At 55.9% G+C, this 21,099-nt stretch carries 24 protein-coding genes; 3 read left to right on the top strand and 21 right to left on the bottom strand.

Annotated features, from left to right (window positions below; all coding sequences use genetic code 11):
* Positions 1-274: 274 nt before the first annotated feature.
* From FOA19_RS22365 to FOA19_RS22335, 7 genes are all read right to left on the bottom strand, one after another.
* On the bottom strand, positions 275-688 hold the full coding sequence (locus FOA19_RS22365; protein ID WP_149093052.1) for a YeeE/YedE family protein: 414 nt from the start codon (positions 686-688) through the stop codon (positions 275-277).
* A gap of 38 nt (positions 689-726) precedes the next feature.
* Entirely contained in the window at positions 727-1,284 is a 558-nt protein-coding gene (locus FOA19_RS22360; protein ID WP_223809020.1) for a YeeE/YedE family protein, read from the bottom strand.
* A gap of 56 nt (positions 1,285-1,340) precedes the next feature.
* Entirely contained in the window at positions 1,341-1,667 is a 327-nt protein-coding gene (locus FOA19_RS22355) for a rhodanese-like domain-containing protein (RefSeq protein WP_149093051.1), read from the bottom strand.
* A 265-nt stretch (positions 1,668-1,932) separates the two neighbouring features.
* A complete protein-coding gene (locus FOA19_RS22350) occupies positions 1,933-3,360 on the bottom strand; it encodes an MBL fold metallo-hydrolase (RefSeq protein WP_149093050.1) in 1,428 nt (475 codons plus the stop codon).
* A gap of 98 nt (positions 3,361-3,458) precedes the next feature.
* Positions 3,459-4,304: a sulfite exporter TauE/SafE family protein gene (locus tag FOA19_RS22345; RefSeq protein ID WP_149093049.1), complete on the bottom strand. Its 846-nt coding sequence runs from the start codon at positions 4,302-4,304 to the stop codon at positions 3,459-3,461.
* A 78-nt stretch (positions 4,305-4,382) separates the two neighbouring features.
* On the bottom strand, positions 4,383-5,030 hold the full coding sequence (locus FOA19_RS22340) for a Crp/Fnr family transcriptional regulator (protein WP_149093048.1): 648 nt from the start codon (positions 5,028-5,030) through the stop codon (positions 4,383-4,385).
* 211 nt (positions 5,031-5,241) lie between these two features.
* Entirely contained in the window at positions 5,242-5,514 is a 273-nt protein-coding gene (locus tag FOA19_RS22335) for a hypothetical protein (protein ID WP_149093047.1), read from the bottom strand.
* Positions 5,515-5,781: 267 nt separating this feature from the next.
* Here FOA19_RS22335 and FOA19_RS23770 point away from each other — a divergent pair, with 267 nt between their 5' ends.
* Positions 5,782-5,925 (top strand): recombinase family protein, encoded by a 144-nt coding sequence (locus tag FOA19_RS23770; RefSeq protein ID WP_149093046.1) that lies wholly within the window; start codon positions 5,782-5,784, stop codon positions 5,923-5,925.
* On the opposite strand, the gene FOA19_RS22325 is transcribed toward FOA19_RS23770, so the two are convergent.
* Both FOA19_RS22325 and FOA19_RS22320 read right to left on the bottom strand, forming a co-directional pair.
* Complete coding sequence (locus FOA19_RS22325; RefSeq protein ID WP_149093045.1) at positions 5,908-7,113, bottom strand: alpha/beta hydrolase-fold protein; 1,206 nt, start codon at positions 7,111-7,113, stop codon at positions 5,908-5,910. The genes FOA19_RS23770 and FOA19_RS22325 overlap by 18 nt on opposite strands.
* A gap of 503 nt (positions 7,114-7,616) precedes the next feature.
* On the bottom strand, positions 7,617-7,868 hold the full coding sequence (locus tag FOA19_RS22320) for a helix-turn-helix domain-containing protein (RefSeq protein ID WP_149093044.1): 252 nt from the start codon (positions 7,866-7,868) through the stop codon (positions 7,617-7,619).
* Between the two features lie 147 nt (positions 7,869-8,015).
* Between FOA19_RS22320 and FOA19_RS22315 the strand changes: the two genes are divergently transcribed.
* Positions 8,016-8,579, top strand: coding sequence for a hypothetical protein (locus FOA19_RS22315; protein WP_149093043.1), 564 nt, complete (start codon positions 8,016-8,018; stop codon positions 8,577-8,579).
* 521 nt (positions 8,580-9,100) lie between these two features.
* Here the strand turns inward: FOA19_RS22315 and FOA19_RS22310 are convergent.
* A complete protein-coding gene (locus tag FOA19_RS22310) occupies positions 9,101-9,307 on the bottom strand; it encodes a hypothetical protein (RefSeq protein ID WP_149093042.1) in 207 nt (68 codons plus the stop codon).
* A gap of 408 nt (positions 9,308-9,715) precedes the next feature.
* Here FOA19_RS22310 and FOA19_RS22305 point away from each other — a divergent pair, with 408 nt between their 5' ends.
* Positions 9,716-10,120 carry a response regulator gene (locus FOA19_RS22305; protein WP_149093041.1) on the top strand — a complete coding sequence of 135 codons (405 nt, stop codon included), beginning with the start codon at positions 9,716-9,718 and terminating at the stop codon, positions 10,118-10,120.
* 349 nt (positions 10,121-10,469) lie between these two features.
* Here the strand turns inward: FOA19_RS22305 and FOA19_RS23485 are convergent, their stop codons facing one another.
* The 11 genes from FOA19_RS23485 to FOA19_RS22250 form a co-directional block, all read right to left on the bottom strand.
* Positions 10,470-10,877 carry a hypothetical protein gene (locus FOA19_RS23485; RefSeq protein ID WP_190300516.1) on the bottom strand — a complete coding sequence of 136 codons (408 nt, stop codon included), beginning with the start codon at positions 10,875-10,877 and terminating at the stop codon, positions 10,470-10,472.
* A gap of 98 nt (positions 10,878-10,975) precedes the next feature.
* On the bottom strand, positions 10,976-11,926 hold the full coding sequence (locus FOA19_RS22295; protein ID WP_223809019.1) for a class I SAM-dependent methyltransferase: 951 nt from the start codon (positions 11,924-11,926) through the stop codon (positions 10,976-10,978).
* Between the two features lie 502 nt (positions 11,927-12,428).
* The gene (locus tag FOA19_RS22290) at positions 12,429-13,067 is read right to left on the bottom strand and encodes a recombinase family protein (RefSeq protein WP_149093040.1); all 639 of its coding nucleotides are present in this window, start codon (positions 13,065-13,067) and stop codon (positions 12,429-12,431) included.
* 559 nt (positions 13,068-13,626) lie between these two features.
* Positions 13,627-14,298, bottom strand: a complete 672-nt coding sequence (locus tag FOA19_RS22285; protein WP_223809018.1) for a hypothetical protein — start codon at positions 14,296-14,298, stop codon at positions 13,627-13,629.
* Between the two features lie 127 nt (positions 14,299-14,425).
* Complete coding sequence (locus tag FOA19_RS22280) at positions 14,426-14,896, bottom strand: (2Fe-2S)-binding protein (RefSeq protein ID WP_123128132.1); 471 nt, start codon at positions 14,894-14,896, stop codon at positions 14,426-14,428.
* A 32-nt stretch (positions 14,897-14,928) separates the two neighbouring features.
* Positions 14,929-17,169 carry a xanthine dehydrogenase family protein molybdopterin-binding subunit gene (locus FOA19_RS22275; protein ID WP_394344110.1) on the bottom strand — a complete coding sequence of 747 codons (2,241 nt, stop codon included), beginning with the start codon at positions 17,167-17,169 and terminating at the stop codon, positions 14,929-14,931.
* 205 nt (positions 17,170-17,374) lie between these two features.
* The gene (locus FOA19_RS22270; RefSeq protein ID WP_149093038.1) at positions 17,375-17,866 is read right to left on the bottom strand and encodes a (R)-mandelonitrile lyase; all 492 of its coding nucleotides are present in this window, start codon (positions 17,864-17,866) and stop codon (positions 17,375-17,377) included.
* A gap of 65 nt (positions 17,867-17,931) precedes the next feature.
* A complete protein-coding gene (locus FOA19_RS22265; protein WP_149093037.1) occupies positions 17,932-18,672 on the bottom strand; it encodes a carboxymuconolactone decarboxylase family protein in 741 nt (246 codons plus the stop codon).
* Positions 18,673-18,729: 57 nt separating this feature from the next.
* Positions 18,730-19,734 carry an alpha/beta hydrolase gene (locus FOA19_RS22260; RefSeq protein WP_190300515.1) on the bottom strand — a complete coding sequence of 335 codons (1,005 nt, stop codon included), beginning with the start codon at positions 19,732-19,734 and terminating at the stop codon, positions 18,730-18,732.
* A gap of 163 nt (positions 19,735-19,897) precedes the next feature.
* The gene (locus FOA19_RS22255; RefSeq protein WP_149093036.1) at positions 19,898-20,515 is read right to left on the bottom strand and encodes a flavodoxin; all 618 of its coding nucleotides are present in this window, start codon (positions 20,513-20,515) and stop codon (positions 19,898-19,900) included.
* Positions 20,516-20,592: 77 nt separating this feature from the next.
* Positions 20,593-21,060, bottom strand: a complete 468-nt coding sequence (locus tag FOA19_RS22250) for a nuclear transport factor 2 family protein (RefSeq protein WP_149093035.1) — start codon at positions 21,058-21,060, stop codon at positions 20,593-20,595.
* Positions 21,061-21,099: the final 39 nt, after the last annotated feature.

Below are 21,099 nucleotides of genomic sequence, written 5' to 3'. Positions count from 1 at the left end.
AGGGATACAACCGAACCAGGTGCACCAAACCGCAGTGGATGTTCTTTAAATTATAGATGGCAGGATATCACGGTAGGAAGTAAGGTATTCCATAGAGCAGGGTTGTGTTGACCGCAACGGTGCATCCTGCGTTGACTTATATGTTGGCTTCTGTCTCTGAGGGCTACCTACAATTGTAATCGAGTCTTGCGATATTCCGGGAAACGGCACCTTTAAGAAATGGCAGCCATCTGCCTTCTGAACATAAGAAGACATTATAGGAACAGCAATTAATTTAGTGAGGCAGTCTGTCTCTAAGTGCACCGTACAGATAGGTCCCTACTACGCCGCCGAAGATGGTGATGAAAATAGGCCAGTTCGCATAACCAAGGTTTACGAACAGCGGTCCTGGGCAGGCACCCACTAGAGCCCAGCCCAACCCGAAGATGATGCCCCCCAGCAGATAGCGTGGGATGGACTTCTCTTTGGGCGTGAAGGTGATAAGGTTGCCCTGGTAGTCACGCATTTTGAATTTCTTAATCAGATACACCGCAATGGCACCCAATACCACGGCCGTACCGATGATGCCGTACATGTGGAACGACTGGAACCGGAACATCTCCTGGATGCGGTACCAGGAGATGGCCTCGGACTTGCTCATCACAATCCCGAATAGAATCCCCATCAATATGAATTTCAATCCTTTCACGTTTCTTTGTCTTTAAATACTCGTGTGAATAACCCTATTTAGAAAATGAGCGGGTACAGGAGGAAAGTAATGATTAGGCCCCCTATGAAGAAGCCGATGACCGCCACCAGGGAGGGCCACTGCAGGTCTGACAGCCCGCTGATGGCGTGCCCGGACGTACAGCCTCCGGCGTACCTGGAACCGAATCCGATCAGCAAACCTCCGCCCAACAGAAGCGCAATGGTTTTTAAGCCGGACAGCGCCTCCATCCCGAACAGCTCCTCCGGCTGCATGCCCTGTGGCGCGGAGAAGCCCAATTGCTGTATGTCCCGGATGGTAGCCTGAGAGATCTGGACCGCCTCGCCGTTAGACAGAAAGGTGGAGGCAATCCACCCGCCCAAGATGGCACCTACCAGAAACAGGATGTTCCATATTTGGTTTTTCCAGTTGAAGTCAAAGAACGGGACCCGCTTCCCGGCCCCGCAGGCGGCGCAGATGATCCGGAGATTGGCCGAGAACCCGAACGATTTCCCGAAGAAGAGCATGACCACCATGATAAAGGCGATGACCGCACCGGACACGTGCCAAGGCCATGGTTGACTGAGTGTTTCTAACATATTTTGATTTTTTTAATGGAAGCCCTATCGATTCCCTTGGTTCCGTATATAGTCGATTACCTGGGCCAAGCGCCTATGCCGCCTTGCAGGTTGTATGCCTTCAAGCCTTTTTCGAACAATAGTTGACAAGCCGAACCGCTCCGGTTTCCGCTGCGGCAGAAGACAAAGTACTCTTTGCCCTTGTCCAGCTTGGCTATGGTCGTTTTGAAACTAGGGGATATCATATCCAGGTTCTTAGCCCCTGGTATGGACCCGGAGGCGAACTCGCCCGGGGTTCGCACGTCCAGCAGCTCGGCTTTTCCTGCTCGGGTGAAGGCAGCTTTGAAGTCATTGCCGTCCAGGTCCTGGAAGTAATTGGGGGTTGGATCAAGTTGATTAGACATAGCTCTTATTTTTAAAGTGTATTTGAACTCGCTTTTTGAAGGTGTATTTGAACTCGGATTGGGACTGACTTATTCTCTATCAACAATTCTGTTTTAGCCTGCTTAACAACTTAAAGCAGATCATCACTCTTCCTTCATTTCAGACGCCTTTCGCCTGGTCCCAAATCACTCTGCGAAAGTCGGGACATTGCCGGCCTGGTTCAGTGACTTATGTCACGCAGGTAGTTGATGCAATCCACTACCCGTAAATGATTGCTGTTGACGCTTAATTTGCCCCCTGCCTGAAGAAGGTAGACGGGCACACGAAGGCTGTCCTAGGTACGTCGGTCCCGGAGATGCCTCTGAAACCCTCCAGCACGTTCACCAAGTTGTCATACCCTCTGGCTTTCAGGATGGACGCCGCAATCATGGAGCGGTACCCCCCGGCGCAGTGCAGGAATACTTCCTGGTCCTTCGGTATTTCCGCCAGGTAGTCATTCAAGTTGTCGAGAGGCGCGTTGCTTGCGGTCTCCACGTGCTCCGACAGGTACTCACTTGGTTTGCGCACGTCCACCACTTTCAGGGTGCTGTCTTGCCGGTAGCGCTGCTCGAACTCAGTCGGGGAGATAGAGGTGATGGAGTCGGTCTCTTTGCCTGCGTTCTGCCAGGCGGCAAAACCGCCCTTCAGGTAACCTATGGAGTAGTCATAGCCCACGCGGGCCAGACGGGTCACCACCTCTTCTTCGCGGCCCTCTTCCGTCACCAGCAGGATCTGCTGCTTGATGTCCGGGATCAGCGTGCCCACCCACGGGGCAAAACCTCCGTCGATGCCGATGTTGATGGCGTTGGGGATGAAGCCCTGGGCAAAGTCCTCCGGTTTCCTGGTGTCCAGCACCAAAGCGCTAGTCTTGTTGGCGGCCGCTTCAAACGCCTCCGAGTCCAGGGCCTGCAAGCCTTTTTCCAGCACGTCGGCTATGTTGCCGTAGCCCTGTTTGTTCATCAGCACGTTCAGCGGGAAGTAGCTGGGCGGCGGGGTGAGGCCATGGGTCACTTCTTTGACGAACTCGTCCTTGGTCATGTCGGCGCGCAGGACGTAGTTCGTTTCTTTCTGGTGGCCCAAGGTGTCAACCGTTTCCTTGCTCATGTTCTTTCCGCAGGCCGATCCGGCGCCGTGCGCCGGGTACACCAGAACGTCATCCCCCAGCGGCATGATTTTATCCCGGAGCGATTCATACAGGTGACTGGCCAGTTGCTCCTGGGTCAGCTCCGACTTGGCGGCCAGGTCCGGGCGTCCCACGTCCCCGATGAAGAGCGTGTCCCCGGAGAAGAGGGCGTAGTCTTTTCCGTTCTCGTCTTGTAAGAGATAAGTGGTAGACTCCATGGTATGGCCGGGGGTGTGCAGTACCTTAATGGTCACCCCGCCCACCCTCAACTCCTCGCCGTCTTGGGCGATGTAGGCGTCATAGGTAGTCTCCGCGTTAGGGCCGAACACGATCCGGGCGCCAGATGCCTTTGCCAGGTCCACATGTCCGGACACAAAGTCGGCGTGGAAGTGCGTCTCCAGCACGTATTTGATCTTGGTGCCGCGGCTTTCTGCCTTGGCTAGGTAAGGCTGGATCTCGCGGAGCGGGTCAATGATGACCGCCTCGCCCTTGCTCTCCACGTAATAGGCGCCTTGGGCCAGGCAACCGGTATATATCTGTTCTACTAACATGGTGTTTATCTTTGGTTTATTAAGTTCTGCGATACAAAAATAGCGGGCGAAGAAAGCCCGGTCAGTGACTTAGGTCACACAAGGGCAGCACCCTGAGATCAAAGGAAAAGCTCTTTGGCGATGATGTACACGCCCATCACCAGCACAAACCAGCCAAAGGAAGTCTTCAGTTTGTCAGCGTGTATCTTGGCCGAGAAATAGGACCCGAGGAAGATGCCCATAATGGAAAGGGAGGAGAAGACGCCCAGGAAAGCCCAGTCGATCCCATAGTTAGCCACATCGCCCATGAACCCGAAGAGGGATTTGGCCGCGATGATGAGCAGGGAGGTACCCACCGCCATCTTCATGTCCAGTTTGGAGAAGAGCACCAGCGCCGGAATGATCAAAAAGCCGCCGCCTGCCCCCACCAAGCCTGTCAGGGTTCCCACCACTGCGCCCTCTGCCAGGATGCCGGCGTAGTTGAATTTCGGCTCCGGGTGGGTTTCCGGAGTGCCGTTTTCTTCCAGTATGCCATGGTCCAGGTTCTCGTCCGCCAATGCATCTGGTTTCCTGTTCTGCCTGATCATGCTGATGGAGGCGAACACCATCAACCCGGCAAACAGGAGCATGAGTAGGATGCCTTTGGTGACCTCGAACCCACCGATGGTAAAGATACTCAACGGGACAGCGGGCACGATGTAGCGCCTAGTGGCATACACCGCTACAATGGAAGGAAGCCCGAAGACTACAGCTGTCTTCAGACTCACCAACCCCTGCCTGTAAAAGCGGTAACTGCCCACCAGGCTGGTGAGGCCCACGATAAAGAGCGAGTAGGCGGTGGAGATTACCGGGTTCAGACCCAGCAGGTAAACCAGCGCCGGTACGGTCAGGATGGAGCCGCCTCCTCCGATCAACCCCAATGACACGCCGATGACCAACGCCGCGATGTAGCCTAGTATTTCCATCTTTTGTAGTGTTTCTATGAATGAACACTACAAAGGTAGGGTGGGGGTTAGAGGGCTACAGTGACTATTGTCACAGACCTAGAACAGGTCCAGGTTTTTGATTTCTATGTAGCTGCGCTGCAGGTTAACCGCCCCCGTCTGCTCCAGTTTCTTCAGGAGGCGGGAGATCACCTCCCGGGAGCTGTTGAGTTCCTCCGCAATCTGTTGGTGGGAGAGACGTACTTCCCGGCCCATCACTTTCTGATGGCGTTTCAGGTAGAACACCAGGCGCTCGTCTAGGCTTTTGAATACGATGCTGTCCAGGGTCTGGAGCAGTTCATCGAAGCGGGCACGGTAGGAGGCGATGATGAAGTTATGCCAACTGTGGTATTTGGCCAGCCATTGCTCGGAGACGTGTGCCGGGATCATGAGCACCTCGGAGGGGCTCACAGCCTTGGCCATCACCTGGCTCTGCTCGTTGCGGGCAGCGCACATCATGGACAGCGCGCAGGCGTTCCCGCCCTCCAGGTAATACATCAGGAACTCATCGCCCTCCTCGTCCTCGCGGTAGACTTTCACCAGGCCGTCCAGCACCAGCACATTGGATTTCAGGAACTGCCCGGTTCTCAGGGCCTCATCCTCGGGCTTCAGGTGTTTGACGGTGCCTGCTTGTGCGATTTCTTGCAACAGGGCGGGCTCCAGCTGCGGGAACCTCTCCTGGATGAGGCTTACTTTATCTTGGTCCATAGTTTTATGCTGTGGTAGGCTCACCTTTACAGTTTAGTGCCTTTGAGCTGTATTACGCAGAAGGGCCCCAAGTGGTACTTACCCTCCTGCGAGCTAATCTATTTTTTGTGTAACTCTTCCCTCTCTTTCATTGTTCTTCCGGCTTTCCTGTAGGGGCCTTTGTCACTGGAAGCCCCAATCGCCTTAAAAAGGGGGCACCACCTTGCAACGGCTAAAGTGCGCCTTTTTCGTAGAGAAACACGGTGATAGCCGCATGGGCAGCGTCCTCCGTGTAGTGCCCCAGGGCTTTCTCCCTGGCCTCCCTCAACCCCTTTTCGGCCCTGAGAAAGAGCGGGTGGTGGTGCCTGCCCGCCTCAGCCGCGGATATCTCCTCCAGGGCTCTGGAGATAAGCTCCTGCACCGTCGAGAGGGAGACCTGTCCCTGGTCGCGCACTTGCTCCAGGGTTCGCTGGACGCCCTGGAGCTGCTCAAGGTTTTTTCCCATGGGATACGATATGCCTAAGGGTTTGATACTTAATGATCTGGGCTTTGGGGAAGCGGTCAGCCAAGAGCCGCAAGGCAGGGGCAATGGCTGCCCCGTAAAGCGCTCTGCCCTCTCTACTCCCAAAGGGCTTCCCCGGTTCCACCCGTTTGTTGGGTTAAACTTGGTCTTGTACTTGACCTGCCTTTATGACTTCTATTCCGTCCCGAATAGCCATCTCAGAAATCAAAATGGTTTATTATTTTTTGAGACAGATTATGAGATAGGTTCATGAAGATAGGATACGCAAGGGGCTCCACCCAAGACCAAAGGCTGGAGCTGCAGACGGATGCGCTCGCCCGGCATGGGTGCGAACGCATCTTCCAAATCCTGGGCAAAGCATGGTCAGCGGCCGTTCTATTCCTTTGCCTGTAGCATCTCCAGCTTCTTTCTGGTTTCGGCCACTTCCTCCAGAGACAGCGCTTTTCTGAAGGCTTCCATGGCTTTCTCCTTATCCCCCCGCTCCAGATAGTAGTCGCCCATAGAGTCAAAGGCATTGGCGCTGGTGGGGTAGTTGTCAATGTTCATATTAAAGAACTCATAAGCCTTGCCGTACTGTTTATTGCCTAGTGCGGTATAGCCCAGAATGTTGACAGTACCTTCGGAAGGCGCAACAGGGTACTGCAGCATGGCGGATACCGCACGGTAATGGTCTCTGATGTACTCCACCGTGATGGTGGAATCACCCAATTCCTTACCCATCTCATACTTCTTGAAGAGCTGACGCAGCGCGTCATACTGGGAGGGCAGCGGCACCGAGGAGTGGTTGTCCTCCGGGTAGTATTTCCAAGCCCATGCCAGGTTCTTGCTTTTCCGGAGAACCTCCCTGAAATGGAAGTGGTTGCGTACGTTGCCGTTGGCATACGCTGTGTCTTTGATGACCCGGATCGTATCCATTCCCCTCTCCATGGTGTTGGAGACTGCATAGAAGAGGCTTTTCCCGGCGTAGTCTTTCTGGGTCAGGGTTTTCTGGGCCTGTTTGGCAATGAGATGATTGTCCCACCAAACGCTGGGATCTATGGCCACATAGGAGTTGAACAGGGATGGGTGGTTCACCAGCGCATGGAGGACCGCCAGGGCCCCGAGGGAGTGGCCCACCAGCATGCGGTAGGGCTCCGTATTGTAGCGGGACTCGATATAGGGCATCAGCTCCCCCTGGACAAAGGAGAGGAATTTCTCCCCCCGGCCCGAGTTCCTGAAATCAGGGTCTACCATCCCGTCCCGGCTGAACATGGAGCGGGTGGGGGTGAAGTCGCCTCCCCGGTCATTGTTGATGATGCCTACCACGATCATTTTGGGCATCCTTCCGACCGAGCCCAGTTCAGCTACTATCCCCGACATGGAATGGAAAAAGTCCCTCCCATCCAGGAGGTACATCACCGGGTAGCGCGTTTTGCCCCCGGCCCCCTTAGGCACATACACCCAAACCTCCCGGTCCTCTTCCAGGATGGTGGAATGAATGGTTTCGATCGTCCCGATGGAAACCTGGTTATTGGATGGCCTGGCCGATTGGCCAAGGCAAAGAGAGGGAAGAAGCAACAGAGCGAGAATAAGGGACCTCATGGGTACTGGCAGGGTCAACAAGGCCGCAAACTACAGGCTTTCAAATTTACAATATTCTAAGCGTTGAATATATATTTTCCAAAATGTTTCACTTCAAAATAACACATACTTCAAACGCTTTATTTTTTGCTTGCCTAGGCAGTTTAGTGCGTTTAGTTTTGCTTCAGTTCTAGCAAATGGCAGGATCAGAGCAGGGTGACCGCACAAAAAAATAGACCGCTCACCTCATAAGATGCGCGGTCTATTTTTTGGAGCAAGTCCAAAATGGGTTCAAACACTGTCTTCAGAGCGCATGCGGATAAAGACAGAAAGTACTCCAGGCATTGTTTCTTCAGAGCGCAAGCGGGTAAAGACGGACTGCCGGAAGCATTGATTATGGGTTTTATACGTCCTACTGCTTAGGTTGTTATAGGAACATCCGAGGTTTCTGATTGCACTGCCTACTCTCAACCAGCTATGGGCCCAATGGGCAGAAGCTGCGCACGAAAAGGCTCCAAGGTATTTCACTGATCCAGATGGCTTCCTTCCCCATAGTTTCGGTCCTGCACGTTCATGCGGGCGATGAACTCCTCGGGCCTGATTTCCAGCACAACGCTGACCTTGAAGAGGGTCACAATGGTGGGCACCCTGAGGCTCCGCTCCAGCAGGGAGATGTAGGTGCGGTCCAGACCGCAGCGGAAGGCCAGCTCCTCCTGGCTCAACCCCTTCCCCTTCCTGAGCTCCTGCATGACCGACCCGAACGCCCTCTCCTCCATCTGTGACTATAGTATGCACAAAGGAGCCTAAATAAGGGTCTCCGCTCCACGGACTATAGTCTGCATTTAGTATCTTTGGTGGGCTGCCTCCTGGGGCATGGTGCTTCCAGAGCGGCGGCGAGAACCCTTTCACCAAACCATAACGACATGCTGATCTACCTTCAGGATTTAGACAAAGAAGAGGAGCTGGCGGTGGACCTCACCGTGGAGTCCACCGTTCCCTGCCAGGACTTGTTCGTCCTTTTCTACACCCGCCACCAGGCGAGCGGGCTGGTCCCCACCCCCCACCAAGAGTACCAATGGCAGAAGGTGAGCCACCTGACGGTCGGCAGCCTCTCCCACGGTGGACAGCGGTATACCCTCACGCTGGGCTTCTACCTCCGTGACGGCCGGCTCGTCCCCTTCGTGCTGGACCAGGCCTGCGCCGACCAGGGCCGCTACGGGAACCGGTTCGGCACGGCCCAGGAATACTATGACCACTGCCATGGCGGGCAGGTCCTGTTCCACTACCCGGAAGTCCCTTCCCTGCTGCATGCCGGGGAGAAGCCGCTGTCCTTCGCGCAGGTGGTGGCCGAAGCCCTGCAGCGCGAGAGTGAGGGAAACAAGGCGTATGCCCTCGGCAGCACCAAGGGTTTCGCGGCAGAGAACTTGATCAGCGAGCAGGAGTTCCAAGCATTCATGAATAGTCAGGTTGGCGTACCTAAGGAATAGGACAGGCGCAAATCGCCCAGCAACCCGCTCATATATCAGCTGCGGACCAAGTGCAATTGCACCCGGTCCGCAGCGCGGGACGTGGGGTTGGGTGTGGTTTCACACCCGTTAAAATGCCTATTTTTACTGTTTTTATTGATTTACAGGTGCTTACCTGAAAATTATTGGTAAAACAGGTACTCAAAGTGGTGCAGTTCTGTACCACTTTCCCTTTTTGGTTGGATGATTGTCCCCCGAAACAGGTGCAATCCGAGCGGATTGCACCTGTTTCGGGTACAGTTTCGTACCATTTGGCCTTTTAGGAAAGGACCCCAAGTACAAAGAAGAGCTGGTGAGGCAACTTACTGGAATGAGCCCGAACTACAAACTTCCAAATGGTGCTTTGAAACACTTACCACTATCCGCTTTCGCCAGCTACGTCCCAAAGCAACCACAGGCCGCGGTACCCATCAGCTTTGTGGTTTCTTGGCAAATGATAGGCAAAATTCAATAAAGAGGAATATCCTGTCAGATGCGTTGTTTCACTGCCTCGTGAGCCGCTCTAAGACAAAGAAGACCACGATAAGAGAGAACACCAGGGCTACCATCATCACCGCATTGGCGGCATAATTCTCCCTGTGCATGTACACAACCCCCAGGGAAGCGGCACCCAAAACAATCACTAGTGTAAGGGTGTTGCGTCTGGTTCCTTTCCCCAATCGCGGCATAGGCTCTGTTGTTCTTGTCATATTCTATCAATAGACTGTATGTGGATAAAGGATATGGGTCTACCCAAACCATCTGACCCTCCCCTTTCACCGCCCCTCTGTGTATGGTCCCCTTAGGTATAAACCGCACTGCTTAACATATAAATACCCTATTTAACATATAAATACCTAATTATCAAGTTTAAACACCTGTATTTAGGCATCCCTGAAACTTGGTGAACACCCAGGGGTATGACTAAGTACTAGATTCCCGTTTTCATGATTGTCTGTCAACCCCTTACCCGCTCGCGCTCTGAGGGGAATTAAAGTCGATTACAGCCGCGCATCCCAAGAGGTGCGCGGCTGCTTTTTTTTGTACCTTTACTCTCCCCCCACTATTAGCGCCAACCGTATGGTTCGGCAACCCAGCGCACCCAAGCCCAGGCGGAAATGAAAAGATTCAAGAAGGTGTTGTTAGTGGACAGCGACCCCATCAGCGCGTATCTCAGCACCATACTCATGCAGCAGGCAGGGTTCACCGAGGAAATCAACGCCGCCGACAGCGGGGAGCAGGCCCACGAGATGCTGCTCAGGTGCTGCGCCACCCCAGAGGAAGCAGCCGCCTGCCCTGACCTCATCCTCCTCGACCCGTACTTGGTCGATATGGACGGATTCGAGTTCCTGGAAGCCTGCCGCCAACTACCGCTCACCCCGAAGATAGTCCTGCTCTCCAATGCCAAACCCCGCCAATACGCCGAACAGGCCAAAGGACTCGGACCATTCGATTACCTCCTCAAGCCCCTTACCGCAGAGGCCCTGGATCTAATCAGAAAGCTAGCGAAGAGCAAAGTATAACCCTGCAATAGGCTGACCGTAACCGCCTTAAGACAAACAACAGAAAAGACCACGATGACCCAAGCCACCCACCCCAAGAAGAACCTAGGCCCCTATGTCCCAAAGCCCTACTATGTCAAGAGAGGGGGCACCGTCTACACGGGATTCTCCAGCTTCCACGCAGCCTACAGCTACGCCCTGAACAGGTTCTGCTCGGAGGATTTCTTGGTATGGAGCGAGGGATGGTGAGCAACCCCCTGGCAATTAGCCCGTATCAGAGTCTACCATGATGCTTTGAGGCATTTACCGTCTATCCGCATGCGCTCTGGAAAGGTATCGTTTCAAGGCAACCATACAAGCCGCACATCCCCTAAAGGTGTGCGGCTTCTTTTTTGCCCCGTGGCCAGAGGCGTTTCGGGGAGTATCCCCGCTCAGGGGCGGCCTTCCGAGCAGGGTGCCCGGCCCTGTTCCCAGCGCCCAGCCGGTAGGATACCTGCATTCGGGTTGGGGCTTCCCCGCTCCCCACGGCCGGTGGGCCTGGGCATGCCGCGGGCGCAGGGTTCCCGCCCCCTGCCTTGGGGGCCGGGCCCAGGAGACCCAAGGCCAGGTACAGGAGCAGCAGGAGAACCAGTGCGGGGGCCGCGTAGCGGGAGCCGTCCCCGCCCGAGCAGGCCAGCCAGGCCAGGGTCCCCATGCCGCCGATGGCGGTAAGGGCCAAGGCCGCGAAAAGAAGGTCGGTTTTCCTGCCCCAGCGCTCCATATGTGTAGCTTCTGCCATGTGCCGGAAAAATCCATCCCTCAACAGCCCACCGGGTACCCGGAGGCTCCGGAGACAAGGGAAGGCGGCAGCCACCGAGAATGGCCGGTCAGGGATGGTCACCGCTGTGGGTAGGCGCTTTCTGCCTTTTTCGCTGCGGCCGGGCTTTCCCGGAGACCGTCGGCGGAGGGCTTCCGGGCCACGCACATCAGGGTGAGGGCGCTGGTTTTCGCGTCGGGGTTGCGGTAGGAGAGCAGGTTGCCCAGGCGGTACTTGAACTCGGCCGGGCCCGCCTGCCCCTGCAGTACCTCGGCCCCCAGACCGTGGTTGTGGGGGTAGACCCGCACCTCGAAGCCCAGCGGTTGGAGGATGCCCTGGAAGAACCCTTCCGTGACGCCGTGGCCCGGTCGGTGGTGCAGCTCGGAGGCCAGGGCCCGGGCCTGCTGGTCACCCGATTTGTGGAAGCTGTGCTTGGCGAGCTTGTAGATCACCAGGCGCGCGTCCCACAGCAGCTTGGCCAGCCCCCGGTAGTCCCAGGCGCTGCGCTGCGGGTCGTGGTCGGTGACCAGCAGCCCGCCGGGTTTCACCAGCCGGGCCGCCTCCCTTAGGATCGCCCCCATGTCCTGGCAGTGGTGGAGCGTGGCGTTGAGGGTGACCACGTCGGCGAAGCCCGAGGCGAAGGGCAGGTCCGAGGCGTCCGCCAGCACCGTGGCGTAGCCCAGCCCCTTGGCCAGGCGCAGGGAGGCCGGGGCCACGTCCACCCCGATCAGCAGGGCGGGCCCGCCCCCCAGCGAGGCGTAGACGTTGCCCGGGCCGCAGCCGATGTCCACCACCACCTTCCCCGCCCAGTCCCCGATGGCGGCTTTCCAGCGGCCGGTGAAGGCCTCGCTGCGGTGGCAGTAGGTCAGGTACTCCTCGGCCCACCCGGGGTGCCCGAAGTAGAAGGCGTTGGCCAGCAGGCCCTCGCCCGGGTCATTCAGCGGGAACTCCAGGTAATCGCCCGAGAGGGCGGGCGCCTTGCCGGGCTGAAGGTAGGGAGCCACCCGTCGGCTCATCTCCGTTGTTTCCATCCTTATATGGGTTTTGGTGGGGAAAGGCTATCGGGGGACAGCGGCGGCGGCGCACAGGCCGGCCGAGGTTCTGGCTGTATTCAGGTGGTAGTGCAAATGATTATTCTAATATGTATATATTATTTATTTAATACAAGCTTTTGCGCGAATAATATAAAAGTACATTGCTTTGTGGGAATGCCATAGGTGGGCAAGCGTCCGGGGCGGAGCGGAAGTCCGGTGGCATGCCTGAGGGCAGAAGGAGGGAGTCGGAATAGAGGGTTCTTTCGGGCTACCCCTCCACAGCCACAGTACAGGCGGGGAATCTCTCCCAGGGGTTCCGTTCTTACCCTGCCCTGCGTTGCATTTCTCCCGTCACGCACGCTTCCCGCATTCCAACGTAAAGGTAGATATGGACCCAAGAAACCCCACCGAGACACACCTGGCGCAGTTGGCGAATCTGTCCTGCGCCGGCTTGTCCCCGGGACCTGGGAACCTGAGACCCGGGAGGAACCCGTTTCCCCTACCCTTCGGCCAGCGCCTTCTTCACCTTGGAGATGGTGTAGGGCGCGGCCCCGGTAAGCTTGGTGATCTCCTGGTAGGACCGGCCCAGCCTCAGGTACCTGATCACCTCTTTGTGCTTGGCCAGGAACTTCTCCCGGCTTTCCTGGGAGCCGACCTTCCTACCTGTATGGAGCCCGTCGGCCTTGCGGCTGCGGATGCCGGACCTGATCCTGAGGCTCAGCTGCTCGCTCTCCATCCGGGCAAGGTCCGCCATGATGGTGATCACGAGCTTGGTGAAGACGTGGTTGGAGTCGTTCTCCGCCGAGAGGGTGAGGCCCAGGTTGTGGATGTAGACCGAGACACCCTTCCCCTCCAGCTCCTTCAAGAGGTTCAGCACCTCGGTGGTGTTGCGGCCCAGGCGGGAGATCTCGTGGATGAGCAGGCACTTGACCCCCTCCTTTTCCAGGTAGGCCAGGGCCTTCTGCAGCTCCTGCCGCTCCCCTATCGACTTGCTGAACCCGGACACCTTCTCGGAGAACACCTCCGCGACCTCGTAGCCGGTCTCCCGCAGGTCCCTCGCCTGCCGGTCGGTGGTCTGCCCTCCGGTGGACACGCGGGTGTAGATGATGGCCTTGGCAGGCGTCTCTTTTATCTCCATATCACTTCAATTTAGACATTTGCTAGAACTGAAGCGAAAGTAGGCAACAGAACATAGCCAAACAAGCAGCCAACTGAGTATTTGAGGCAGGGATTATTTTGAAGCGAAATACTCAGCTGATTTGACTAAGTGGTGCTAACTCTACTAGGCGAGTAGTCGGTTATCTTTTAAAGTAAGGCATCTCACAAATACCTTCTCATAAACATCATGCAGATTTGATTTGTGGGATGTCCATCTGGGACACTTCTATAATCAACACAGGCAGGCGTTAGAATAAACACCAATGTCCTAGTAAACGGCCGTTTTTCGGGATTTGGGAAGACCTGGGTTCCGTGTCTATTTGCTTGGTAACCTATAATTAATTCCTTTGAATTTCTGTAGATAAGCCTAGTTCATTTCACCGCCATTTTCCCCAGAGCAATAGGGTATTCGAAGAAGTAAATGCAAAAAAGCCGCATACCCGTTAAGGAAATGCGGCTGATGTTTGTTTTAATGAAATTGACACCTCTAGGTGTTCCTAGGATTACCAATCCAATGGTGCGGCATTAGTTCATTCTATTTAAGGATTTGGGGCATAAGCTCCCTTTACTATCCAAGTAGTCCAAGCCTTTTTAAACTCAGCATGGCTCATAGGCGGCAACGTGCGTCCTTCCCCGGGGTGCCAGCCTGCCAACACCAGCGTATCATCGGCGTGCTCCAGCAACTTCTCCAAAGATTTATCTCCGTTCTGCTTGCGGTTCACGAGCTGTTTGGCTAATTGGTGGGGTGTCCTGCCCTGGAAGATCATCTTCATGCGGGCCGGCGGCAGGTGCCACTCCGGGTTGCCGGGCGGGGTGTTCAGGCCAGGGGTGTTCTCAGGTTGGTGGCAGTTCCCGCATTTCATGGAATAAACGCCCTTGCCGTCCACGCCGCGCTGGGGCAGCATGGTGTGCAGGTGGCTGTCATCCCCCTGCAGCGGGACATCGCCAGCCGGGTGGCAGTTCATGCAGCGGGGGCTCATCAGCACCTTGTAGACTTTGCTAAAGGCCTGCACCGACGCCACGCTGTCCCGTTCCGCCTTTAAAGGTACGGGTACGCTGTCAGTTAACCTGGTTTCCGTACTCTTGGAAATTACATAATCGCCGCTGTACACCGTGGTAACCGCTGTAACAAGAAAGATAAAGACCGACAATGTGGTTATGATTTTCATCAATGCCGAAGTACGGGTTCCGTATTCAGGATGCTGTTTCATAGAAAGATTCTGTTTCGAAGCTGATGTGTGTTGACCTACTGCTAGGCCTATTTCCGCCTATGATGCTTGGCATAGGTTTCTGAAGGCTCTTGTATTGAGTCTTTATGGGCAGCCTATCCCGCCGGTGTTAGCCATTGCTGCCCTTGCGCTGCATCTCCGCCGCCAGATGGATGGCCTCGCGGATCCGCAGGTAGGTTCCGCACCGGCAGATGTTGCCTGCCATTGCCGCGTCGATGTCGGCGTCCGTCGGGTTCTTGTTCTCTTTCAGGAGCACCGCGGCTGCCATGATCTGCCCCGATTGGCAGTAACCGCACTGGGCCACGTCCAGCTCCAGCCAGGCCTTCTGCACGGGATGGTCGGCCTTTGCCGCAAGCCCCTCGATGGTGACCACCTTCTGCCCGGCAGCCCGGCTCACCTTCGTGACGCAGGAACGCACCGCCTCCCCGTTGAGGTGCACCACGCACGCCCCGCACTGGGCGACGCCGCAGCCGTATTTGGTCCCGACTAGGCCAAGCGCATCCCTGAGCACCCACAGCAACGGGGTATCCGGGTCTACTTCCACTTGATAAGGTTTCTTATTGATGGTAAGTTTGATCATGGCGAAGGTATAAACGGTGGAAATTCAATGGATCAAAGGATACTGGAATTATTCAGCTGCGGGCTGAAGGGCTGTTGGTAGAAGCGTTTGCCGACCGATTTGTACAGGGCGTTCGCCACGGCCCCGAAAACGGGCGGGAAGGGCGGCTCGCCCAAACCGGTGGGGTCAATGTCGTTCTGTACGAAATGGACCTCGACCTTCTTAGGGGCCTCGTGCATCCGGATGATCCGGTAATTATGGAAGTTGGTCTGTTCCGCGGCCCCGTTCTTATGCGTGAGCCCCCCGTAGAAAGCGTTCCCAATCCCATCCACCACGGCTCCCTGCACCATGTTCGTGGCCGCGTCGGGGTTGATCACGATCCCGCAGTCAATGGCGCTGAACACCCGCTCCACGTAGGGCTGACCGTCTTTCATGACCATATCCACCACATGGGCCGCATAGGAATTATGGCAGAAATAAGCGGCCACGCCCCGGCTGTATTTCTTGTTTTCGGCCTTGTTCCACCCCGATTTTTCCTGCACCAGTTTCAGAATCCCGGCGTAGCGGTCGGCGTCGTACTCGTTGTTCTTCCCCACGGGGTTCTCTTTGGCCCGTTTCAGCAGCTCCAGCCGAAGGTCGATCGGGTCCTTGCCCATCGCCTCGGCCAACTCATCCAAAAACGATTGCTCGGCGGCCGCGTTGAAGTTTGACCGAGGTGCCCGGAAAGCCCCAATCGTGATATTGGAGGGGATCTGCCATCCCTCGGCCAGGTAATTGTCGACCGCCCCGGCCGGGAACCGGTTGGCGTGGATGGGATGCTCGGGGATGCCGCCGCCTTTCACGTGGAAGGCAACCAGTTTTTTGTCTTTGTCCAGGGCGGCCCGGTAGGTGGCCGTGTACATGGGCCGGTAGATGCCGTAGGTCATATCGTCCTCGCGGGTGTAGACCAGCTTGACCGGCGCTTTCACCTTCCTGGAGATCAGGGCCGCCTCTGTCAGGTAATGTCCGTAGGCCCGGCGGCCGAAGCCCCCACCCATGCGGGTCATCCGGATCTCGATCTTGTCAGGGGGCAGGTTCAGGATCTTGGCAAGGGTGGGCTCTGTCCAACCCGGGGCCTGCAGCGGACCCACTAGCAAAGCTTTCTCTTCCGTGACATGGGCGAAGAAGTTCATCGGCTCCATGCAGTTGTGGGCCAGGAAAGGGGCGTTGTAGGTGCGCTCAATGACCTGGGCCGCATTCTTGAAGGCCGTCTCGGGGTCGCCGTCCTTCCTCAGCTGTTGGGCGGGTTTGGCGGCGTATTCCTGCATTTTCCGGAGCTGGGCGTCCGTGCTTTCCAGCTCCCCGGGAACGATGACTTCCCTTTTTTGGCCCCTTCCGCCCATGGTGTCCTTGGTGTCGCCGGCGGGTTCCCACAGGGCTTTCAGTTTCTTGCGGGCCTGCATCACCTCCCAAGTGGTCTTGCCCACCACCACCAGCAGGTCGTTGAAGGTCCGGGTGTCGAAACCGCCCTGCTCGAAGCCGTTCTCATACAGTTTTTGGGTGAAGACATCGGTGATGCCTGGCATTCTCAGGGCCTCGGATGCATCGAAGGATTTCAGCTTCATCCCGAAGGCGGGCGGATGCTCGATCATGGCGATCAGCATGCCCGGCTGCTGGTAGTCCAACCCGAAAAGGGGCCCGCCGGTGACGATTTTCCGACCCTCCACGTTTTTCTTTGAGCTTCCCACCACCTTGAAGTCCTTCGCCTCTTTCAGCTTCACTTCTTTGGGGAGGGGAATGCCGGAGGCCTTAGACGCAAAGCTGCCGTAGGCACCTGATTTGCCGCTTTTCACATGGTAAAGCACGCCGGACGTGGTAGTCACTTCCTCTAAAGGCACCCCCCAGGTCTGGGCTGCGGCCTCCCGCAGCATCTGGCGCGCCGCCGCCCCGGCCTCGCGCAGGGGTTTCCAGTACATCCGCACCGAGTTGCTTCCGCCGGTGAACTGCGGCCCCAGTTTCACGCTGTCGTGCGGTCCCATCTCCACCACTACCCTTTGCCAGTCCGCGTCCAGCTCCTCGGCTATGATCATGGGTAGGGAGGTCATCACGTTCTGCCCGAACTCCGGGTTGGGGTTCAGGATCTTGATGGTGCCGTCGGGGGTGATTTTGATGTACCCGTTGATCTCCACCCAGTTTCCCGGAAGGGCAGGATCGCTTTTCGCCTCGGCGGGGCTGAAGGCCGACAGCCAGGTGAAACTTATCATCAGTCCGCCTCCGGCGAGGGCCGAGGTTTTCAGGAATGTTCGCCTGCTCATGGAGGTTTTTTGATGTGTCATTTCTGAAGTTTATTTTTGGTAACCTATTGATTGTTTGCTGCCAAGCTGATGATGAAATCATGAAGGCACATGTTGGTCAATGTAAACTTTTATGATCAATTCCTCACTAAAGTTGAGGGTATATAACTGGACTCCATTAAAACAGTGATTTCAGACCTAGGGCAGCTTTCCAGTGCTAAAGACCTTATTTGAAGCTGTTGAATTGCTCATCGGAGACCCTTTCCAACCATACCGCCCCCCCTTTCTCTGCATTGGTGGAGATGGCAATATGGGTAAGCCCAGTATCAGGCGAGGCACCGTGCCAATGGTCTACCCCAGGGGGGCATTTCACCACATCACCCTTTTGTATCACCCTCGGCGGCTTACCCCTTTCCTGGTAGCGGCCCTTGCCTTCGGTAACCAGCAGCACCTGCCCACCTGGATGCCTGTGCCAATTCGTCCTCGCCCCAGCCTCAAACGTGACGCTCCCAATCCCGCTGTCCAGCTTGTCCTGGGAGGTCACCAGCATGTTCACCCAGACGGTACCGGTGAAGTTGGCGGCTGGGGCCCGTACACCCTTGGCGTAAAGGGCACCCGGGGCTTGGGTCGCTTCCTTTGCGTTTTGCGCTTCGGCCTCTAGGGCGTGCATGCCGAACACCGCGAACAGGATAGCCAGTCTTTTGACAGTATTTTTCATATCGGATAGATTTTGGTTTGTTGGGGATAAAAGAACTGTTGGGGAGTAACTCTCCTATCTTTCCCTTATTTCTTCCTTGAAGCCAGTAAGGCGGCAAGCACCTGCCTGCCGGACTCGGCCTCCTTTTTCCCGACGTTCGACTCCACGAGGGAAAGCAGGTGCCTCAGCTGGGATTCAGTGATGTCTAGGTTCAGCGCTATGGCCATATGGGACCGCATCATCGGCTCCACTCCCCCTAGGTTGATCAGGGCGGAGATGGTGGCGATCTCCCGGTCCTGGTAACTCAGGATGCCCCGGCCGAAAAGGTCAGCGAACAGATGCTCTTTCAGAAACACCTCTATCTCCGGGCTGAAGGCCGCGTACCCGGTTTTAGGCTCCTTCTCCGGTTGCCCGGTGAGCGCCTCCAGTACCTTTTTCCCTTTCTCGTATCTATTTTCCCCAATGACCGCTAGCGTGGCTTCCCTTCCCACCTTGTCTATTGTCCCTTCCGCCTTTCTCTTCTCCAGCACCGCCATGAGCGTGTTTATCCCCTGAAGGCTCCTGGGGAAGCCGCAGTAGGCATACAGGTGAATCAGTACCTCCTTGGTCTCGTTGATGGTCAGCCCGGCGTCCAGCCCGGCATTTAACGCTGTACCCAGGCGTGCCAAATCCCCTTTCGCCGTGAAGGAGGATATGGTAACGATATGCCGCTGCCTGGCATCCAAAGTCTCAGTTCCCTGGGGTCTGCTCTGCGCATACAGGCTAACTGGAAGGCAAAATACAAGGGCTGCGTAAAAAGGCAGGAAATAAAATCGCAGTTTCTTCATAGGGGTGCCATTCTAGGAAATATGGGTCATTCTCACTGATTGGGTACAGTTTCCAGATTAGTCCAGGCCCTTCTCTTCAAGGTACTTTGACAGGTGGTCAGCGATCTGAACGTTGTTCAGGTCCGACATGGGGAAGTGGGTGTTGCCTTTGATCCCTATCTCAGGCAGGTGCACCAGGGTCACGTCCCCGCCGTGGCGGTTCACCGCATCCCGGAACTGCTTTGCCATGGCAAGGAACGCCCGCCATTGCTCCTTGCCCGGGTTTTCGGAAGGCTGCTCCGGAATGTTGTCACCGTAGTAGATGATGATAGGGATTTTGGTGAGCTTCATGAAGTCCGCCATTGGGATGGCCGGCGGGGTGACTGTACGCCCGGCGAGCTTTATGCCTTCCGGGGTTTCGCCCTCGGGGAACGGAAAATCACCGCCCGGCTCGAAAGCGACGACTGCCTTTACCTTGTCGTTTTTCATGGCCGTGCGCCACCCCGGGCCGCCGCTCTGTGAGTGGGTGACCAAAATACCCGGTCCTACTTTGTCAAGCAGGGAAGAGACGGCATCAATGTTCACCTGGGCATCGTAGGGTCCTGCATTGGGCACCCCCTGGCGGAAGAATTGGTCCAGGGCCTCCGGGGCTTTGGGAAACTGCACCCCCGGGTAGAAGTCCGGGTAGGTGCCGAGGCGGAAGATACCGAACCAGAGCTGCTCATCGGCGGCAGCCGTGATGTTGACGGGCTTTGTGCTCCGCGCCGCCCTACCCCGTCGGGGCTGGTCCATCAGGTAAACCGGAAAGCGGCGGCGCAGGAAGATGTTCTGGTATCCCTCGCGCCCATCAGGGGTGGTCTCCCAGGTCTTCGCCGACTGCCCGTGGCCATGCCAGAACACCAGGGGTAGCCTGCGGGCCTTTACCGGTACCTGGTAAAAGACATAGGCATGGTCTCCGTGCAGCGTCTGCCCCTCGGAGGGTTGGTTTACCGGGTTGTAGGAACCGTGTTTGATAGGATCGAAAGTGCCGGGATTCGTGACCACGGTGCCACCGACCGCGAAACTGCCTTGTTCCTGGATCACTATCGCTCTGGGGCTTGTACCTTTAATTATGGCACAAGCCGAAAAAAGAGACGATGCTATAAACAAGAAGAAAACAGCCTTAAGATTTTCGGGTATTATGTTAAATCGATGCATTGCTTTTAGGGAAATGTATTATTTGCCAAATATCCGGGTATAGACCCTCCTATTTAGCCAGATTGATTTTCCTCAGCCACTTCGTTATTTCCTCCTGGGCCTGCTTTTCCTTTTCCCCCTCCATCACAAACAGAACACCGTCTCTTTCCACACCGCCTTTGGTCGTGAAGCCTTCCAGTATCTTGCTGTTGGGCGCCAAGGCTTTCACGGTCTCGAAAGTACTCCCTACCCCATAGCCCGCATTGGTGTTGAAAGGCACGATGGTTTTCCCGCTCAGGTCATATTGCCTCAGAAAACTTTTCATGGGCGGGGGCAGTTGCATGCCCCAGGTAGGGAAGCCGATAAACACCACGTCATAGTTTTGGATACCGGTGATCCTTGTTTTCAGGGGCGGCAGGAAACCCGTGGCATTTTCATTGGCCACCTGTTCCACAATCTGTCTATAGTCTTTGGGATAAGGGTTCTCCAACTCCAACGCGACCAAAGTCCCCCCGACCTTTTTGTGAATTATCTCCGCTATGGCCTTGGTGTTGTTTGTCCGGGACAGATACACAATCAATACTTTTTCTGGATTTAAGCCAGGGGCTGGTTTGACATCAGTATCCTCCGTTTGGGGGGAAGAGCAAGAGGAGAATAAGAAAAAGAACACTAAAAGTAGCTGTACCATAGAGGTAGTCGGTTTAATTGCTTTAGTTGGGGCCGAGATTCCCATTATACCGGCTGAATACCCTGTAGGATAGGGTTTCAATTACCCATCAGCCTGGTGAAAGAAAGAGAGCCTAAGGCCCATTTATTCCCTTCTTTCACATACACCTCCGTTACTATAAAAGGATTGGTGACCTCGTTGCCGCCTACCACGGCCAATAGCCGGATCTTACTCAGAAGGATGGCCGTGTTACCGATGAACTTCACCGACGTTTCCTGGATTTCGGCATGTTTGTAATGAATCCCGCCGCTTCTGATGATATTAACCTCCTGTTGCTTTCCCCAGCTTCCCCCCATATGGACGAACATGGCGTTTTCATGGAAGAGGGCGGCCAGGGTATCGGCTTTCTTGTCTGCCATCCATTCCCATTTCTGTTTGGAGAGGTTTATGATTTCCTGCTCCGAATGCGGGGCATCCGCAGCGGGGGAACCTGCTTTTTTCTGGGTGGTGCAGGACACAAACACCGTCAATCCTAATAGGCAAAGCCCGAGAATGGATACTTTCATGGAGGTATATCTTTTGAGTGAAGGGTCAGGAGTGGCGTT

Source organism: Rufibacter hautae (assembly GCF_008271695.1).
Classification (GTDB): Bacteria; Bacteroidota; Bacteroidia; order Cytophagales; family Hymenobacteraceae; genus Nibribacter; species Nibribacter hautae.
This window is presented reverse-complemented; position numbering and strand designations above follow the sequence as displayed.

What these genes read in the sequence shown, in the direction of transcription:
- FOA19_RS22360 (WP_223809020.1), bottom strand. Translation starts at nt 1,284, where the DNA reads ATGTTAGAAACACTCAGTCAACCATGGCCTTGGCACGTGTCCGGTGCG.
- FOA19_RS22355 (WP_149093051.1), bottom strand. Translation starts at nt 1,667, where the DNA reads ATGTCTAATCAACTTGATCCAACCCCCAATTACTTCCAGGACCTGGAC.
- FOA19_RS22350 (WP_149093050.1), bottom strand. Translation starts at nt 3,360, where the DNA reads ATGTTAGTAGAACAGATATATACCGGTTGCCTGGCCCAAGGCGCCTAT.
- FOA19_RS22345 (WP_149093049.1), bottom strand. Translation starts at nt 4,304, where the DNA reads ATGGAAATACTAGGCTACATCGCGGCGTTGGTCATCGGCGTGTCATTG.
- FOA19_RS22340 (WP_149093048.1), bottom strand. Translation starts at nt 5,030, where the DNA reads ATGGACCAAGATAAAGTAAGCCTCATCCAGGAGAGGTTCCCGCAGCTG.
- FOA19_RS22335 (WP_149093047.1), bottom strand. Translation starts at nt 5,514, where the DNA reads ATGGGAAAAAACCTTGAGCAGCTCCAGGGCGTCCAGCGAACCCTGGAG.
- FOA19_RS23770 (WP_149093046.1), top strand. Translation starts at nt 5,782, where the DNA reads ATGAAGATAGGATACGCAAGGGGCTCCACCCAAGACCAAAGGCTGGAG.
- FOA19_RS22325 (WP_149093045.1), bottom strand. Translation starts at nt 7,113, where the DNA reads ATGAGGTCCCTTATTCTCGCTCTGTTGCTTCTTCCCTCTCTTTGCCTT.
- FOA19_RS22320 (WP_149093044.1), bottom strand. Translation starts at nt 7,868, where the DNA reads ATGGAGGAGAGGGCGTTCGGGTCGGTCATGCAGGAGCTCAGGAAGGGG.
- FOA19_RS22315 (WP_149093043.1), top strand. Translation starts at nt 8,016, where the DNA reads ATGCTGATCTACCTTCAGGATTTAGACAAAGAAGAGGAGCTGGCGGTG.
- FOA19_RS22310 (WP_149093042.1), bottom strand. Translation starts at nt 9,307, where the DNA reads ATGACAAGAACAACAGAGCCTATGCCGCGATTGGGGAAAGGAACCAGA.
- FOA19_RS22305 (WP_149093041.1), top strand. Translation starts at nt 9,716, where the DNA reads ATGAAAAGATTCAAGAAGGTGTTGTTAGTGGACAGCGACCCCATCAGC.
- FOA19_RS23485 (WP_190300516.1), bottom strand. Translation starts at nt 10,877, where the DNA reads ATGGCAGAAGCTACACATATGGAGCGCTGGGGCAGGAAAACCGACCTT.
- FOA19_RS22295 (WP_223809019.1), bottom strand. Translation starts at nt 11,926, where the DNA reads ATGGAAACAACGGAGATGAGCCGACGGGTGGCTCCCTACCTTCAGCCC.
- FOA19_RS22290 (WP_149093040.1), bottom strand. Translation starts at nt 13,067, where the DNA reads ATGGAGATAAAAGAGACGCCTGCCAAGGCCATCATCTACACCCGCGTG.
- FOA19_RS22285 (WP_223809018.1), bottom strand. Translation starts at nt 14,298, where the DNA reads ATGAAACAGCATCCTGAATACGGAACCCGTACTTCGGCATTGATGAAA.
- FOA19_RS22280 (WP_123128132.1), bottom strand. Translation starts at nt 14,896, where the DNA reads ATGATCAAACTTACCATCAATAAGAAACCTTATCAAGTGGAAGTAGAC.
- FOA19_RS22275 (WP_394344110.1), bottom strand. Translation starts at nt 17,169, where the DNA reads ATGAGCAGGCGAACATTCCTGAAAACCTCGGCCCTCGCCGGAGGCGGA.
- FOA19_RS22270 (WP_149093038.1), bottom strand. Translation starts at nt 17,866, where the DNA reads ATGAAAAATACTGTCAAAAGACTGGCTATCCTGTTCGCGGTGTTCGGC.
- FOA19_RS22265 (WP_149093037.1), bottom strand. Translation starts at nt 18,672, where the DNA reads ATGAAGAAACTGCGATTTTATTTCCTGCCTTTTTACGCAGCCCTTGTA.
- FOA19_RS22255 (WP_149093036.1), bottom strand. Translation starts at nt 20,515, where the DNA reads ATGGTACAGCTACTTTTAGTGTTCTTTTTCTTATTCTCCTCTTGCTCT.
- FOA19_RS22250 (WP_149093035.1), bottom strand. Translation starts at nt 21,060, where the DNA reads ATGAAAGTATCCATTCTCGGGCTTTGCCTATTAGGATTGACGGTGTTT.